At 67.5% G+C, this 15,392-nt stretch carries 13 protein-coding genes; 6 read left to right on the top strand and 7 right to left on the bottom strand.

What is annotated here, in order from left to right; all coding sequences use genetic code 11:
• Positions 1-333 precede the first annotated feature (333 nt).
• Complete coding sequence (locus CCUG20998_RS06040; protein ID WP_012393123.1) at positions 334-903, top strand: TetR/AcrR family transcriptional regulator; 570 nt, start codon at positions 334-336, stop codon at positions 901-903.
• Positions 904-964: 61 nt separating this feature from the next.
• Here CCUG20998_RS06040 and CCUG20998_RS06035 read toward each other — a convergent pair whose 3' ends face one another.
• The 6 genes from CCUG20998_RS06035 to CCUG20998_RS06005 all read right to left on the bottom strand — a co-directional run bounded on the left by CCUG20998_RS06035 (position 965) and on the right by CCUG20998_RS06005 (position 5,416).
• Positions 965-1,753: an RNA polymerase sigma factor SigF gene (locus CCUG20998_RS06035; protein WP_020732104.1), complete on the bottom strand. Its 789-nt coding sequence runs from the start codon at positions 1,751-1,753 to the stop codon at positions 965-967.
• Positions 1,750-2,187 (bottom strand): anti-sigma factor RsbW, encoded by a 438-nt coding sequence (locus CCUG20998_RS06030; RefSeq protein WP_015354822.1) that lies wholly within the window; start codon positions 2,185-2,187, stop codon positions 1,750-1,752. Before CCUG20998_RS06030 ends, CCUG20998_RS06035 begins: the two co-directional genes overlap by 4 nt.
• A 493-nt stretch (positions 2,188-2,680) precedes the next feature.
• A complete protein-coding gene (usfY, locus tag CCUG20998_RS06020; protein WP_012393121.1) occupies positions 2,681-2,992 on the bottom strand; it encodes a protein UsfY in 312 nt (103 codons plus the stop codon).
• A 111-nt stretch (positions 2,993-3,103) separates the two neighbouring features.
• Complete coding sequence (locus CCUG20998_RS06015) at positions 3,104-3,490, bottom strand: hypothetical protein (RefSeq protein ID WP_036457367.1); 387 nt, start codon at positions 3,488-3,490, stop codon at positions 3,104-3,106.
• A 79-nt stretch (positions 3,491-3,569) separates the two neighbouring features.
• A complete protein-coding gene (lat, locus tag CCUG20998_RS06010) occupies positions 3,570-4,910 on the bottom strand; it encodes an L-lysine 6-transaminase (RefSeq protein ID WP_036457366.1) in 1,341 nt (446 codons plus the stop codon).
• 53 nt (positions 4,911-4,963) lie between these two features.
• Positions 4,964-5,416, bottom strand: coding sequence for an Lrp/AsnC family transcriptional regulator (locus tag CCUG20998_RS06005; protein ID WP_020732098.1), 453 nt, complete (start codon positions 5,414-5,416; stop codon positions 4,964-4,966).
• Between the two features lie 33 nt (positions 5,417-5,449).
• On the opposite strand from CCUG20998_RS06005, the gene hglS reads away from it, so the two are divergent.
• The 5 genes from hglS (at position 5,450) to nei2 (ending at position 14,456) form a co-directional block, all read left to right on the top strand.
• Positions 5,450-6,721: a 2-oxoadipate dioxygenase/decarboxylase gene (gene hglS / locus CCUG20998_RS06000; RefSeq protein WP_020732097.1), complete on the top strand. Its 1,272-nt coding sequence runs from the start codon at positions 5,450-5,452 to the stop codon at positions 6,719-6,721.
• A 77-nt stretch (positions 6,722-6,798) separates the two neighbouring features.
• The gene (amaB, locus tag CCUG20998_RS05995) at positions 6,799-8,313 is read left to right on the top strand and encodes an L-piperidine-6-carboxylate dehydrogenase (RefSeq protein ID WP_020732096.1); all 1,515 of its coding nucleotides are present in this window, start codon (positions 6,799-6,801) and stop codon (positions 8,311-8,313) included.
• Between the two features lie 48 nt (positions 8,314-8,361).
• Complete coding sequence (locus CCUG20998_RS05990; protein WP_036457364.1) at positions 8,362-9,036, top strand: TetR/AcrR family transcriptional regulator; 675 nt, start codon at positions 8,362-8,364, stop codon at positions 9,034-9,036.
• A gap of 32 nt (positions 9,037-9,068) precedes the next feature.
• Positions 9,069-13,688: an ATP-dependent helicase gene (locus CCUG20998_RS05985; protein ID WP_020732094.1), complete on the top strand. Its 4,620-nt coding sequence runs from the start codon at positions 9,069-9,071 to the stop codon at positions 13,686-13,688.
• A gap of 3 nt (positions 13,689-13,691) precedes the next feature.
• Positions 13,692-14,456 carry an endonuclease VIII Nei2 gene (nei2, locus tag CCUG20998_RS05980; protein ID WP_020732093.1) on the top strand — a complete coding sequence of 255 codons (765 nt, stop codon included), beginning with the start codon at positions 13,692-13,694 and terminating at the stop codon, positions 14,454-14,456.
• A gap of 14 nt (positions 14,457-14,470) precedes the next feature.
• Here the strand turns inward: nei2 and CCUG20998_RS05975 are convergent, their stop codons facing one another.
• Positions 14,471-15,388: a CE1 family esterase gene (locus CCUG20998_RS05975; protein WP_020732092.1), complete on the bottom strand. Its 918-nt coding sequence runs from the start codon at positions 15,386-15,388 to the stop codon at positions 14,471-14,473.
• Between the last annotated feature and the right edge of the window lie 4 nt (positions 15,389-15,392).

The raw sequence follows: 15,392 nt of genomic DNA, 5'->3' as shown, positions 1-15,392 counted from the left end.
CGGCATTCAATAGAGGATTCGACGCAACGTCGCCGATCGGCAAACGTAGTTAGCCTGTGACGTCCGTAACACAGCGAATCTTCCGGCAAGAGTCACGATCAGCACGCGAGACCGCGACAATCAGGCGTTAGCCAGCAAACTTTGATGAGCCACCGGTATCGGTAGCCGAACGGCGTCCCGACGCTGCGGAACTGCGGCACGCCAACGTCGATAAGCTGGGCCGAATCTCCCGCCACGGGTTGGCCTACCCGTCGATCGAAGGGCCGGACCCGCCCCGTTGGCTTACCATGAGCTAACGCGTGGCGGCTCAAGGCCAACTCGTACGATGCTCGAATGAGTGAACGCTCGCAGTATCACCATGGCGGTCTGCGCGACGCGATCCTGACCGAAGCGGCCACCCTGGTCGCCGAGCGCGGAGTTGGCGCCGTGTCGGTGCGTGAGCTGGCCCGCCGCGCTGGCGTGTCGCACAATGCCTATGGCCACCACTTCACCGACCGGCGCGGATTGTTCACCGCACTAGCGGCGCAAGGCTTCATGTTGCTTGCGGAGGCACTGCGTGAGGCCCGCGGAAACTTCCTCGACGGCGCCCGCGCCTACGTCCGCTTTGCGATCGGGCATCCGGGCCACTACGCGGTGATGTTCGACTGGTCCCTGATCGACCGCACCGATAGCGATCTGGCCGCCGCGCATGCGGCCGCCTCGATGGAGCTCGCCCGGGGCGCCTCACTGCTCCAAGATCCAAAGGCCGTGGCGGATCGCCACGGCGCCGAGCTCGCGGCGTGGTCGCTCATCCATGGCTTCTCGATGCTGTGGCTCAACGGCGTGCTGCCGTCGGACCCGGGCGAATGCACGGATCCGATCGCAACTGCGGAGCGGGTCGCGCTCATGCTGTTCGAGACGTGACATCGGTCAACGGACACTAGGGCACGCGAAAACCGGCCGCGAACGGGACGCGCGGTCGCGCTTACTCGAGCTGATCGCGCAGCCGCGCCAGGGATTTGGCCAGCAGCCGCGAGACGTGCATCTGTGAGATGCCCACCCGTTCGGCGATCTGCGTTTGTGTCATCGAGTCGAAAAACCTCAGCACCAGCACCGTTCGCTCCCGCTCGGGCAGCGCCTCGAGCAAGGGACGAAGCGACTCGCGATCTTCGATCCGATCCAAACCGGCGTCCATGTCACCCAACGTGTCCGCGATGGCGCGGGCGTCGTCGTCCTCGCTACCGCTACCGCTGTCAATGGACAAGGTGTTGTAGGAGCTGCCCGCTACCAAGCCCTCGACTACCTCGGCTCGGTCCATCTCGAGCTCGGCGGCGAGTTCGGTCGCGGTGGGCGCCCTGCCCAGCCGCTGCGACAGGTCGGCGGTGGCCGCGCCCAACCGCAGATGCAGTTCCTTCAGCCGCCGCGGAACCTTGACCGACCAACTGTTGTCGCGGAAATGCCGCCGGACCTCGCCCATGATGGTGGGCACCGCGAACGAGACGAAATCCGAACCCGTCTCGACATCGAAGCGGACCACCGCGTTGACCAGCCCGACCCTCGCGACCTGAACCAGGTCATCGCGTGGTTCGCCACGTCCCTCGAACCGCCGGGCGATGTGATCGGCCAACGGCAAGCAGCGCTCGACGATCGTGTCGCGGTGGCGCTGGAAATTCGGTGAGTCGGCATCGAAGGTGGCCAACTCACGAAACATCTCCGGGACATCGGCGTATTCGTTGGGTCGTGAAGAGGAACCGCCGGCAGTTCGGGAGGTCACCTGCCGGAGGCCACCCTTCGAGCCGTCAACATGATGCCGAACACGCTGCCGGCTGCCTCAGGTGGGCGACCATCGTGAAATGTCTGAACATCGTCGGCCAGCGATGTCAGCACATGCCAGCTGAAACTTCCCGGCGCCACCACGTCGTGCGTACCGCACGCGGCAGAGGCCTGGACCACAAGTTCGTCGTCGCGCGGGTCCACCACCAGGGTCAGCGTGGCGTCCGGTGTGGCCGAACGGATCAGCCGAGTACACACCTCGTCGACCGCCAGCCGCAGGTCTGCCACAGCGTCGAAATCCAAGTCTTCAAACGTGCCGATGGCACCAACCAGGGTGCGCAGCATCGACAGGTTCTCCAAGCGCGCAGCAACGTTGAGTTCGACGGCACGGTGGCCGCGTTCGCGCTTGTTGATGCGCGGATCCGCATCGGTCATCTGGCCTCCCGGCAATTTTGCACCGACAGTACTCTCGCTTTGAGTCCCGCTTTGGGCCCAGCGTTGCAGCCGGTTGGTCATGATCGCCACCGGGTATTCAACCAGCTACCGGCGAGGCGGGCGGGACCGACACAGTCCGGACGCGCCGGCTCGAGCAAATCGCGATGTTTGCCGGGATGACGTCGGTCGTCGTGATCGTGGTCGCAGTGGAAATCTAGGTCGGTGCTTTGGCGATTTTGTCCCCCATGATGGGGTGACAACGCGGACGCAACAATGCCGGTACTCATCATGGTTTAGACCTGATACCCAGTCGCTACCGCCGGTAAAACCGCGAATCGATTTTCGATTGCGTGATTCTTCGCGTACCGGGTACCGCCGAGATGGCCCCACCCCGCAGCCGCGACAAACACCAACACGCACCAACAAGCACCGATGCGGCGGGGGCGGACTCGTCGCAGCCGCCAAGCGACGGCGGGGTGCTCACCAATGGCGTCTAGCTGGCCAGCCGCTGTCGACGGACTTCGGGGTGTTCGCTGTACCAGCGATCGGCAATCCTGCGAACCCGTCGATGCTCGAACGCCAGCCAGATCAAACCGACCACGGCGACAGTGAGCGCGACCACGCCGGAAGCCATGCCCTCGGAGTGATGCCCGGTACCGAAGGCCGCCAGCGACCCGACGCCGCCGATTACGCCCGCCACGACCAAGAGGTACCCAGGCCAGTGCAGCACGTCGATCAGCGACTCGCCTGCGAGTGGCCGCGTCGTCCGCAAGTGGTCGACGGGGTCACGATAGGTGTCCCCCATGGCTCCTCCTCTGCTATCCCGCGATTAATGCCATTACCAGGCATTACCTTCAACGGTAGAACTCCGGGCACAGGATGTGGAGTGATCAGGGCAAATTCGGCAAATTCTTTGTCAAAGCGCCAGTACTGGACCCGCAATTGACGGAACGCCCAGGGAAAGAGCCACCACCATCAGCGTCAGCAAAAACCAGCCGGCGCCGTGCCACCCCCACCAGGTGCCCCCGTCACGCCACACGCGATAGGTGCGCACGAAGGCCCATATCCCGCTGGCGAACAGGATCGCCGGCGCCCCGAGCGCGAGCAAGGTGCGCTCGGGCAGGCCACACGCCGCGGTGTCGACTCCCGCGCGTCCGCCGCACGTACTGACCCATAACGCCGCCATGATGAGGAAGCCGACGCCGGCGCTGGCCGCCAGGGCCGCAAAGCGGATAGCAGCTCGGACCTCTTCGTCATCCTGCCCGAGGCGATCACCATCTGATCGCTCATGCACCCTTTGCATCCTGAACCCCAATCCTGCGTTCTGTGGATACACAGCAAACCGAATACCCCGCCGGGAGCTGGGATAAACGGCGCGCGGCTCAGGTCATCGCCGATAATGCGCTACGCACGGCCGCTATGGCCAGATCGATTTCGTCGCGACCGACGGTCAGCGCGGGACGAAATCGCACACTGACCTTACCGGCCGGCAACGCAATGACCGCCCGCTGCCACAGGCGCTGAATCAATTCGTCGCGATCGGCGGTGGTCGGCAGGTCGAAAGCGCACATCAGGCCACACCCACGGGGATGCAGAACCACCGCCGGCAAGTCCTTGGCCAGCTCATCGAATTGGGCACGCAGGTAGCGGCCCTGCTCGGCCGCGTTATCGACCAATCCTTCGGCCTCGATCACTTCCAGAATGCGGCGAGCGCGCACCATGTCGGTGAGATTGCCGCCCCAGGTCGAGTTGAGCCGCGACGAGACGGCAAACACGTTGTCGACGATCTCGTCGACCCGGCCGCCGGCCATCACCCCGCACACCTGGGTCTTCTTGCCGAACGCCACGACATCGGGTTTCACCCCGAACTGCTGGTAAGCCCAGGGAGTTCCGGTCATTGCGCAACCCGTCTGGACCTCGTCGAAGATCAGCAGCGCATCGTGTTCGTCGCAGAGCCGTCGCATCGCCGCGAAGAACTCGGGCCGGAAATGCCGGTCACCACCTTCACCTTGAATGGGTTCGGCGATAAAGCAGGCGATGTCGTGGGGGTGCGCCTCGAACGCGGCGCGGGCCTGAGCCAAGGACTCCGCCTCCACGGTATCCATGTCGGCATCCGGCCGAATGTATGGAGCATCGATGCGCGGCCAGTCGAACGTCGGGAAGCGAGCGACATTGACCGGCTTGGTGTTGGTCAGCGACAACGTGTAGCCGCTGCGGCCGTGAAACGCCCCACGTAGGTGCAGCACCTTGGTGCCCAGCCCCGCATCGATGCCGAGTGCCTGGTTGTGCCGGCTCTTCCAGTCAAAAGCCACCTTCAGCGCGTTTTCGACCGCCAACGCGCCACCGTCGACGAAGAACAGGTGCGGCAGCGCCGGGTCGCCCAGCACCCGCACGAAAGTCTGGACGAAGCGCGCCATCGGCACCGAGTAGACGTCGGCGTTGCTGGGCTTGTTCAGCGCCGCCTCAAGTAGTTCGGCGCGGAACTGCTCGTCCTCGGCCAATCCCGGGTGGTTCATCCCCAATGCCGACGAGGCGAAGAAAGTGAACATGTCCAGGTAGCGCCGACCGGTTCGGGCGTCGACCAGATACGAGCCGGCGGATTGGGACAGATCGAGCACCAGGTCGAAACCATCGACCAGCATGCTGCGCCCCAGCACCTCCTGGACGTCATCTGCTTCTATTTGCTGGCATGCAGGCACGGTGGATCTCACGGCGGCAGTCATACCGACCATGCTAGCGTGCTATTTACGAAAACATTACCCTTGGGCCGGAAAGATTATGGTATGAACTGCCGATCACTGTAAAAAGTATTCAAAATGATGGTGCTTCGCGTGCGCACGTTAGCGGTTGCCCGGATCCGCTGCAGCAGGTCCTCCAGCGCCCGCGCGGAGACAACCCGCACCAGCAGGACATAGCTCTCTTCGCCGGCCACCGAATGACACGACTCAACCTCATGGATGTGTTCCAGACGGGCGGGCGCATCATCGGGTTGGGAAGGATCAAGAGGAGTAATCGCCACGAACGCCGATAGAAAGTGCCCCACCGCCTCGGGGTCGACGCGCGCCGAGTACCCGGTCACCACACCGCGTGCCTCCAGTCTGCGCACCCGCGATTGGACCGCCGAGACCGAAAGACCGGCACTGGCCGCCAGCTCCGCAAGGGTCGCACGCCCGTCGGAGACCAGCTGGCGCACCAGGATCCGGTCGATGTCGTCGAGCGTCTCACCCATGGGCGCAGACTATCGCAGCAGCCAGGGCGCACCATGAGTTCGACGAACAAGCTGGTTACCTGGGAGCTGCGGGCCCGCTTCGCCGCGGGACTGTCAGCCATGTATGCCGGCGAAGTCCCCGCCTACAGCACGCTGGTGGACGTCACCGCAGAGGTGAACCGTGACTATGTGGCAGCGCACCCCGGCGCCGAACGGCTGGGATCACTGCAGCGGGTCACCGCCGAGCGCCACGGCGCCATCCGGGTGGGCAGCCCCGCCGAACTTGCCGCCGTCGCCGACCTGTTCGCCGCGTTCGGCATGTTCGCGGTGGGCTTCTACGACCTGCGCTCGGCCCGGTCGCCGATTCCCGTGGTATCCACCGCATTCCGCCCAATCGACGCCGAGGAATTGGCGAACAACCCCTTTCGGGTGTTCACCTCGATGCTGGCCACCGGCGACAGCCGGTTCTTCGATTCCGGGCTGCGCGCGCGGGTGCTGACATTTCTGGGCCGCCGGCAACTGTTCGACCCCGCGCTGCTGGCCCAGGCCCGCGTGATCGCCGCCGAAGGCGGCTGCGACGCCGCGCAGGCACCGGACTTCGTCGCCAAAGCCGTGGCGGCGTTCGCGCTCTCGCGCGAGCCGATCGACAAGGCGTGGTACGACGAGCTCTCGCGGGTGTCGGCGGTGGCGGCCGACATCGCGGGCGTCGGCTCGACCCACATCAACCACCTCACGCCACGCGTGCTCGACATCGACGACCTCTACGCGAGGATGACCGGGCGCGGCATCACCATGATCGAGGCGATCCAGGGTCCGCCGCGCACCGACGGACCCGCGGTGCTGTTGCGCCAGACGTCGTTTCGCGCATTGGCCGAGCCACGACTGTTCCGCGGTGCCGATGGCACCGTCACCGAGGGCAGCCTGCGGGTGCGGTTCGGCGAGGTCGAGGCGCGCGGCGTCGCGCTGACGCCACGCGGACGGGAGCGCTACGACGCCGCGATGGCACGGCTCGCCGGAACCGGCGACCCAGCCACGATCTGGAGCGACCACTTTCCGGCGACCGATGCCGAGCTGGCGGCGCAGGGTCTGGCCTATTACCGCGCCGGTGATCCGTCGGCGCCTATCGTCTATGAGGACTTCCTGCCCGCCTCGGCGGCCGGCATCTTCCGCTCCAACCTGGACGGCGATACCCGCACCGGGCAGGCGACCGGCGCCGCTGACAGCGACCCCGATTACCACGTGGGGTGGTTGGCGGGGGCCATCGACCGCGACATCTACGACCCGTACTCGCTCTACGATGCACTCGCCACCGAGCGGGCGCGATGACGGTGCACGGCGCAGCGACAATCGGCGACAAGCAGCCACAGACAGCGACAAACAGCGAAAAGGAGCGAGCGGGGCCAATGACCCACTCAGATGAGCTACGTGACCGGGTACGCAAGGCGCTCGAGGCGGTCGGCGTGACCGCCAGCCTCGATGAGCCGGGCGGACACGGGATGCCGTCGAGCACGCCTATCACCTGCGAGACGCTGTTCACCCTGACGGCCACCACTGCCGAACAGACCGAGCGCAGCATCGCCGACGCGCACGCCGCGTTCACCCAATGGCGAAGCACGCCGGCGCCGGTGCGCGGCGCATTGGTGGCCCGCCTCGGTGAGTTGATCAGCGCACACAAGCACGACCTGGCCGAGCTGGTGACGATCGAAGTCGGCAAGACCGGCTCCGAGGCGCTGGGCGAAGTGCAGGAAATGATCGATATCTGCGAGTTCGCGGTCGGCCTGTCCCGCCAGCTCTACGGCCTCACCATCGCCTCCGAGCGCCCCGGGCACCGGCTCATGGAGACCTGGCATCCACTCGGTGTGGTCGGCGTGATCACCGCGTTCAACTTCCCGGTTGCGGTTTGGGCATGGAACACCGCGGTGGCGCTGGTGTGCGGCGACACCGTGCTGTGGAAGCCCTCGGAGCTGGCGCCATTGACGGCGCTGGCCTGCCAGACACTGCTGACCCGGGCCGCTGCCGACGTCGGCGCGCCGCCGTCGGTGGGCGCTGTGGTGCTGGGTGGGGCCGAGCTGGGTGAACAACTCGTCGATGACCCGCGCATCGCGTTGCTGTCCGCGACGGGTTCGGTGCGCATGGGCCAGCAGGTGGGGCCCCGGGTCGCCCGGCGATTCGGCCGGGTACTGCTGGAACTGGGCGGCAACAACGCGGTCATTGTGACGCCATCGGCCGACCTGGACCTGGCGGTGCGGGGCATCGTGTTCGCCGCCGCCGGTACCGCCGGGCAGCGCTGCACCAGCCTGCGCCGCCTGATCGTGCACAGCTCCGTGGCCGACGATGTGGTGGCGCGCGTCGTCGCCGCCTGCCGCACGCTGCCGGTCGGCGATCCGTGCGATCCGGCGACCCTGATCGGCCCGCTGATCCATGAGACCGCCTACCGCGACATGCTGGGCGCGCTGGACCAGGCGCGCGCCGAGGGCGGCGAGGTGATCGACCCCAACCCGCGCCGGGACGGCCCCGCGGGCGGCTATTACGTCGCACCGGCGGTGGTCCGGATGCCGGCACAGACCGCCATTGTGGCGACCGAAACCTTCGCCCCCATCCTCTACGTCCTCACCTACGACGATCTAGATGACGCGATCGCGCTCAACAATGCTGTACCGCAAGGACTCTCGTCGGCGATCTTCACCAACGACCTGCGTGAGGCCGAGCGCTTCCTGGCCGCATCCGACTGCGGGATCGCCAACGTCAACATCGGGACATCGGGCGCGGAGATCGGCGGCGCGTTCGGCGGCGAGAAGCAGACCGGCGGCGGTCGCGAGTCCGGTTCGGATGCTTGGAAGGCGTATATGCGCCGCGCCACCAACACCATCAACTACTCCACCGAGCTGCCGCTGGCCCAGGGCGTGCAGTTTGGGTGAGCCTGCGCGCTAGCGGAGGACGTTGGCCGCGTGAGTAGTATCTTCCCCATGGCGACAGCCAGAAGGCGGTTATCCCCCGAGGATCGACGCGCTGAACTGCTCGCCCTGGGGGCGGAAGTTTTCGGGAAGCGACCTTACGACGAGGTCCGCATCGATGAGATTGCGGAGCGCGCCGGGGTTTCGCGTGCGCTGATGTATCACTACTTCCCGGACAAGCGGACGTTCTTCGCGGCGGTCGTCAAGGACGAGGCGGATCGGCTCTACGAGGCCACCAGCATCGAGTCCCCCGTCGGAATGACGATGTTCGAGGAGATCCGCCTCGGCGTGCTGGCCTACATGGCCTACCACCAACAGAACCCGGAGGCCGCCTGGGCCGCCTACGTGGGCCTGGGACGCTCCGATCCGGTTCTGCTGGGCATCGATGACGAGGCCAAGAACCGCCAGATGGAACACATCATGACCCGAATCGGCCAAGTCGTGAGCGGCATTCCGGGCAGCACCGCGCTGGCCCAGCATGTCGAGCGTGACCTGCGGGTGATCATCTACGGCTGGTTGGCGTTCACCTTCGAAATCTGCCGTCAGCGGATCATGGACCCCAGCACCGACGCCGACCGCCTCGCCGATGCCTGTGCGCACACGCTGCTGGACTCGATCGCGCGGGTGCCCGAGATTCCCGGCGAGCTCGCCGAGGCGATGGCGACCGCCCGACACACGCCGCAATAGTTTTTGTCGGTGCCCGTTGGCACCATGGCTAGGTGAGCACCGCGCGCCCCGAACCCCTGGGCCCCGAAGCCTTGGGGCGGTTCAGCGCGATCACTCGCGAATGGTTCACCAACACCTTCGCCGCGCCCACCCCGGCACAGGCCAGCGCCTGGGCCGCCATCGCGGCCGGCGACAACACGTTGGTGATAGCCCCGACCGGCTCGGGTAAGACGCTCGCCGCGTTCCTGTGGGCCCTGGACAGCCTGGCCTGTTGCCCCGACCGCACGGCCGGCACCCGGGTGCTCTACGTGTCGCCGCTGAAGGCCCTGGCGGTCGATGTGGAGCGCAACCTGCGCACGCCGCTGGCCGGGCTCACCCGGCTTGCCGAACGCCGGGGTCTGCCCCCACCGCAGATCAGCGTCGGGGTCCGCTCGGGTGACACACCGTCGGCGGTGCGCCGGCAACTCATCACGCGACCGCCCGACGTGCTGATCACCACCCCGGAGTCCCTGTTTCTGATGTTGACCTCGGCCGCACGCGAGACGTTGGCCGGGGTGCAGACCGTCATCGTCGACGAGATCCACGCGATCGCGGCCACCAAGCGTGGAGCGCACCTGGCGCTATCCCTGGAGCGACTCGACCAACTGGCCCCCGATCGCCGCGCCGGGCCCCCCGCGCAGCGCATCGGGCTTTCGGCGACCGTACGACCGCCCGAGGAACTCGCCCGGTTCCTGTCCGGATCGGTGCCGACCACCATCGTCGCCCCGCATTCGGCCAAGACCTTCGACCTCACGGTGCAGGTTCCGGTGGCTGACATGGCCAACTTGGCGAACAACACCATCTGGCCCGATGTGGAGGCTCGGTTGGTCGACCTCATCGAGTCGCACAACTCGACCATCGTGTTTGCCAATTCGCGGCGACTAGCCGAACGGCTTACCGCACGGCTCAACGAGATTCACGCGGAGCGGTCCGGCGTGACGCTCCCGTCGGAGGCCAACACGCAGGTTGCCGGCGGCGCCCCGGCCCAGATCATGGCCAGTGGGCAGACCTTCGGCGCTCCCACTCTGCTGGCCCGGGCCCACCACGGTTCGGTCAGCAAGGAACAGCGCGCCCAGGTCGAGGAGGACCTCAAACGCGGAGCGCTCAAGGCGGTGGTGGCAACCTCGAGCCTGGAACTCGGGATCGACATGGGGGCCGTCGATCTGGTGATTCAGGTGGAAGCACCGCCGTCGGTGGCCAGCGGCCTGCAACGCATCGGGCGGGCTGGCCACCAGGTCGGCGAGGTTTCCCGCGGGGTGCTGTTCCCCAAGCACCGCACCGACCTGCTCGGCTGCGCGATCAGCGTGCAGCGCATGCGCACCGGCCAGATCGAGACCATGCGGGTGCCGGCCAACCCGCTGGACATCCTGGCCCAGCACACGGTCGCCGCCGCCGCCCTGGAGCCGCTCGACGCCGATCAATGGTTCGACACCGTGCGCCGCAGCGCTTCCTTCGCCACGCTGCCGCGCAGCGTCTTCGAGGCCACGCTGGATCTGCTGTCGGGCAAGTATCCGTCCACCGAATTCGCCGAGTTGCGCCCACGACTGGTCTACGACCGCGGAACCGGAACGCTGACCGCACGCCCCGGGGCGCAGCGCCTGGCCGTCACCTCCGGCGGCGCCATCCCCGACCGCGGCTTGTTCACCGTCTACCTGGCCAGCGAATCGGAAAAGCCCTCGCGGGTAGGCGAACTCGACGAGGAGATGGTCTACGAGTCCCGGCCAGGTGACGTGATCTCGCTGGGTGCCACCAGCTGGAGAATCACCGAGATCACCCATGACCGGGTGCTGGTGATACCCGCTCCAGGCGAGCCCGCTCGGCTGCCCTTCTGGCGCGGTGACGACGTCGGCCGCCCCGCCGAACTGGGCGCCGCGCTGGGCGCGCTCACCGGCGAGTTGGCCCGGCTGGACCGCGAGGAGTTTGACAAGCGCTGTGCGGGGTTGGGTTTCGACGTTTTCGCGACGGACAACCTGTGGGGACTGCTCGACGACCAGAAGACCGCGACCCGGGTGGTACCCACCGACACCACGCTGCTGGTCGAGCGCTTCCGCGACGAGCTCGGCGACTGGCGGGTAGTCCTGCACTCGCCCTACGGCCTGCGGGTGCACGGCCCACTAGCGCTGGCAGTCGGCCGGCGACTGCGTGATCGCTACGGCCTCGACGAGAAGCCAACGGCCTCCGATGACGGCATCGTTGTTCGATTGCCCGACAGCATTTCCGACACCGGCACCGAAACGCCCCCGGGCGCCGAGCTGTTCCTTTTCGACGCCGACGAGATCGACGCGATCGTGACCGCCGAAGTGGGCGCTTCGGCGTTGTTCGCCTCCCGATTCCGGGAGTCGGCGGCCCGGGCGCTGCTGCTCCCCCGCCGCCATCCCGGCCGGCGGTCACCGTTGTGGCACCAGCGCCAGCGCGCCGCGCAGTTGCTGGATGTGGCGCGCAAGTACCCCGACTTCCCGATGGTGCTGGAAACGGTGCGCGAGTGTCTGCAGGATGTCTATGACGTTCCGACGCTGACCACCCTGATGACCGACATCGCCCAGCGCCGGGTTCGGGTGGCCGAGACCGAGACCACCAAGCCCTCCCCGTTCGCGGCGTCGCTGCTGTTCGGCTACGTCGGCGCGTTCATGTACGAGGGCGATGTGCCGCTGGCCGAGCGCCGCGCCGCGGCGCTGTCACTGGACAGCACGCTGCTGGCCGAGTTGCTCGGCCGCGTCGAGTTGCGCGAGCTGCTGGACCCCGAGGTGATCGCCGCGACCGGCCGCCAATTGCAGCACCTGTCCGCCGATCGGGCCGCCCGCGACGCGGAAGGGGTGGCGGATCTGCTGCGGCTGCTGGGGCCACTAACCGAGGACGAGGTTGAGGCGCGGGCCGAGGCGACCGGCGGCACCGACATCGGCGGCTGGCTAGAGGGCCTGCGTGCCGCGCGGCGCGCGCTAGAAGTGTCCTACGCGGGCCGCAGTTGGTGGGTGGCTGTCGAGGACATCGGCCGACTGCGCGACGGCGTCGGCGCGGCGGTTCCGGTGGGCTTACCGGCCGCCTTTACCGAGGCGGTGGCCGACCCGTTGGCGGAGCTGCTGGGCCGCTACGCACGCACCCACCCGCCGTTCACCACCGCCGAGGCCGCGGGCAGGTTCGGCTTGGGACTGCGGGTGACCGCGGATGTGCTGGGCCGGCTCGCCGGTGATGGGCGCTTGGTGCGCGGCGATTTCGTCGCCACCGGGGTCTTTGGCGGCGCGGGGTCCGAGCAGTGGTGCGATGCCGAGGTGTTGCGCATCTTGCGGCGCCGTTCGTTGGCCGCGCTGCGGGCCCAGGTTGAGCCGGTCAGTACCGCTGCCTACGGGCGATTCCTGCCGGAGTGGCACCAGGTGGGCGGCGCCGACTCGGGCCACGGCGGTATTGACCGGCTGGCATCGGTGATCGATCAGCTCGCCGGCGTGCGGATCCCCGCGTCCGCGCTGGAACCGCTGGTACTGGCCCCGCGGGTGCGCGACTATTCCCCGGCGATGCTCGACGAGCTGCTTGCCACCGGCGAAGTCACCTGGGCGGGCGCCGGATCCATTTCGGGCAGTGACGGTTGGGTGACGCTGCACCTTGCCGATTCGGCTCCGTTGACACTGGCCGCACCCGCCGAGATCGAGTTCAGCGAAACCCACCGGGCGATCCTGGACACGCTGGCCGGCGGAGGTGCCTACTTCTTCCGCCAGCTCATCGGCGACAGACCGGATGAGGCGGCGATCAAGGCCGCCCTATGGGAACTGATCTGGGCCGGCCGGGTCTGCGGCGACACGTTCGCGCCGGTGCGGGCATTGCTCGGTGGCGGCGGCCTGGGGAGCCGAAAACGCTCCGCCCCCGCGCATCGCGGACACCGTCCACCCCGGCTGAGCCGATACCGCGTCGCCCATGCCCAGCCCCGTTCCGTCGACCCGACCGTGGCCGGCCGCTGGTCGCTGCTGCCCCCCGCCGAGCCGGACTCGACGATGCGGGCCCACTACCAAGCCGAGCTGCTGCTGAACCGGCACGGTGTGCTGACCAAGGGTGCGGTGGCCTCCGAAGGTGTTCCGGGCGGATTCGCGACCCTCTACAAGGTGTTGAGCGCGTTCGAGGATGCCGGGCGATGCCAACGGGGTTACTTCATCGAGTCGCTCGGTGGTGCGCAATTCGCCGTCGCGGCCACCGTCGACAGATTGCGCAGCTACCTCGACGATCCGGGCGCTTTCACCGACAGTCGGCGTCCGCAGTATCAGGCCGTGCTGCTGGCCGCCGCCGACCCGGCCAACCCCTATGGCGCCGCGCTGCCGTGGCCCACTTCGGACGACGACGGTTCCAACGTCGGGGCCCGCCCAGGCCGCAAGGCCGGGGCACTGGTCGTGCTGGTGGATGGCGCCCTGGCCTGGTTCCTCGAACGAGGCGGGCGAACGCTGCTGACCTTCACCGACGACCCCGAGGCCAACGCTGCGGCAGCCATCGCGCTGGCTGAGCTGGTCGCCACCCGGCGGGTCGGGTCACTATTGGTCGAGCGAATCAACGGAGTGCCGGTGCTACAGGCCGGGGCAGGCCAGGCGAGCCTGGCGGTCACCGCCCTGGCCGATGCCGGCTTCCTACGCACGCCTCGCGGTCTGCGGCTTCGGTGAGCCATGCCCGAGGGTGACACCGTCTGGCACACCGCAGCCACGCTGCGTCAATACCTGGCCGGAAAAACGCTGACCCGCTGCGATATTCGGGTGCCGCGGTTCGCGACCGTGGACCTGACCGGGCAAGTGGTGGAGGAGGTGCAAAGCCGCGGCAAGCATCTGTTCATCCGGACCGCTCTGGTCAGCATTCACTCCCATCTGAAGATGGACGGCAGCTGGCGAGTCGGCGACCGGCCGGCGCGGGTAGACCACCGCGCACGAATCATCCTGGAAGCCAACGATATCCGGGCAGTGGGCGTTGACCTGGGCGTGCTGGAGCTGCTGGAGCGCGACAACGAGGGCGCCGTCGTCGCGCATCTGGGGCCCGATCTGCTGGGTGAGGACTGGGATCCACACATCGCGGCCGCCAACCTGGCCGCCGCCCCGCATCGTTGCATCGCCGAGGCACTGCTCGATCAACGGGTGCTGGCCGGGATCGGCAACGTTTACTGCAACGAGCTGTGCTTCGTCAGCGGACACCTGCCAACCGCGCCGGTCAGCGACGTTGCCAAGCCGCTGCGCCTGGTTACCCGCGCTCGAGAAATGCTGTGGGCCAACCGGCTGCGCTGGAACCGCACCACCACCGGCGACACCCGCGCCGGTCGGCAGTTGTGGGTCTACGGCAGGGCCGGTCAGCCATGCCGGCGCTGCGCGACCGGCATCGAGCGCCAAGGGCCTGACGGCTCCGGCGAGCGGGTGCGGTACTGGTGCCCGGCCTGCCAACGCTGAGCCGGCGATCCCAGCTACTCGCGGGCGTGGGTCACGAAGAATTGGACAATCGCCTCCGACCCGTCGAATGCGCGGGTGGTGGCCCCGATGACCGGCTTGGGCAGGTACTGCCTGCTGCCCGGCCAGGTGTGCCCGCCGTTGCCGATCTGGTAGAAGATCACTTCCGTGCCGGGGGCGCACGCGGTGGAATCGAAGCGCAGCACCACCGTTGAATCCCCGGCTTCGGGCAACTCTGCTACCGCTGGTTTGCCTTGGCACTCATCGACTGCCCGCCAGCGCTCGATCATGCTCGCGGCCGAGATGGCGCGGCTGAGCCCGCCGCGCCCGCGCACCTTGCCTCCCTTGAAGGGCACCACCCGATCTGCGGTACCGTGCGCCGCCAACACCGACACCGGGCGGGACGGATTGCACGGCACACCCACGCCCAGCGTGCCGGCGATCGGAGCGATCGCCGCGAATACGTCCGCGCGGTCACACGCCAGGCGGTTGGACATGAATCCCCCGTTGGACATCCCGGTGGCGAAGACGTGCCCGGCCGGCACCCCAAAGTCCTTCTGCACCTTGCCCACTAGGGCTACCAGAAAGCCGATGTCATCGAGGTGGCGCCGGTCGGCCGGTGCGGCCCCCCGCCCGTCGGCCCAGCTCTTGTCGTAGCCGTTGGGATACACCACCAGCAAGTTGTTCGCGTCGGCCGCAGAGTCGAAGTCGGTGAGGCGTTGCTGTCCGGCGCCGCTGGAGCCGCCACCGTGCAGATTGAGTACCAGCCCAGTCGGCGGACCGGGCGGCACGTGCAGGATGTAGGTCCGCTTGAGACCGCCGAACGCAAACATTCCGGCCTCGTTTCGCGCGCGGGGCACCGAGGTTTGTTGTTCACCGCACCCCACCAGGCATAGCGACAGAACCAGCAGTGATAGCCAGCGCACCCCGAGCATGACG

It is taken from the genome of Mycobacterium marinum, assembly GCF_003391395.1.
Classification (GTDB): domain Bacteria; phylum Actinomycetota; class Actinomycetes; order Mycobacteriales; family Mycobacteriaceae; genus Mycobacterium; species Mycobacterium marinum.
Note: the sequence above shows the minus strand (reverse complement) of the source record. Positions and strands in the feature narration are given on the sequence as shown.

What these genes read in the sequence shown, in the direction of transcription:
- CCUG20998_RS06040 (WP_012393123.1), top strand. Translation starts at nt 334, where the DNA reads ATGAGTGAACGCTCGCAGTATCACCATGGCGGTCTGCGCGACGCGATC.
- CCUG20998_RS06030 (WP_015354822.1), bottom strand. Translation starts at nt 2,187, where the DNA reads ATGACCGATGCGGATCCGCGCATCAACAAGCGCGAACGCGGCCACCGT.
- usfY (WP_012393121.1), bottom strand. Translation starts at nt 2,992, where the DNA reads ATGGGGGACACCTATCGTGACCCCGTCGACCACTTGCGGACGACGCGG.
- CCUG20998_RS06015 (WP_036457367.1), bottom strand. Translation starts at nt 3,490, where the DNA reads ATGCAAAGGGTGCATGAGCGATCAGATGGTGATCGCCTCGGGCAGGAT.
- lat (WP_036457366.1), bottom strand. Translation starts at nt 4,910, where the DNA reads ATGACTGCCGCCGTGAGATCCACCGTGCCTGCATGCCAGCAAATAGAA.
- CCUG20998_RS06005 (WP_020732098.1), bottom strand. Translation starts at nt 5,416, where the DNA reads ATGGGTGAGACGCTCGACGACATCGACCGGATCCTGGTGCGCCAGCTG.
- hglS (WP_020732097.1), top strand. Translation starts at nt 5,450, where the DNA reads ATGAGTTCGACGAACAAGCTGGTTACCTGGGAGCTGCGGGCCCGCTTC.
- amaB (WP_020732096.1), top strand. Translation starts at nt 6,799, where the DNA reads ATGACCCACTCAGATGAGCTACGTGACCGGGTACGCAAGGCGCTCGAG.
- CCUG20998_RS05990 (WP_036457364.1), top strand. Translation starts at nt 8,362, where the DNA reads ATGGCGACAGCCAGAAGGCGGTTATCCCCCGAGGATCGACGCGCTGAA.
- nei2 (WP_020732093.1), top strand. Translation starts at nt 13,692, where the DNA reads ATGCCCGAGGGTGACACCGTCTGGCACACCGCAGCCACGCTGCGTCAA.
- CCUG20998_RS05975 (WP_020732092.1), bottom strand. Translation starts at nt 15,388, where the DNA reads ATGCTCGGGGTGCGCTGGCTATCACTGCTGGTTCTGTCGCTATGCCTG.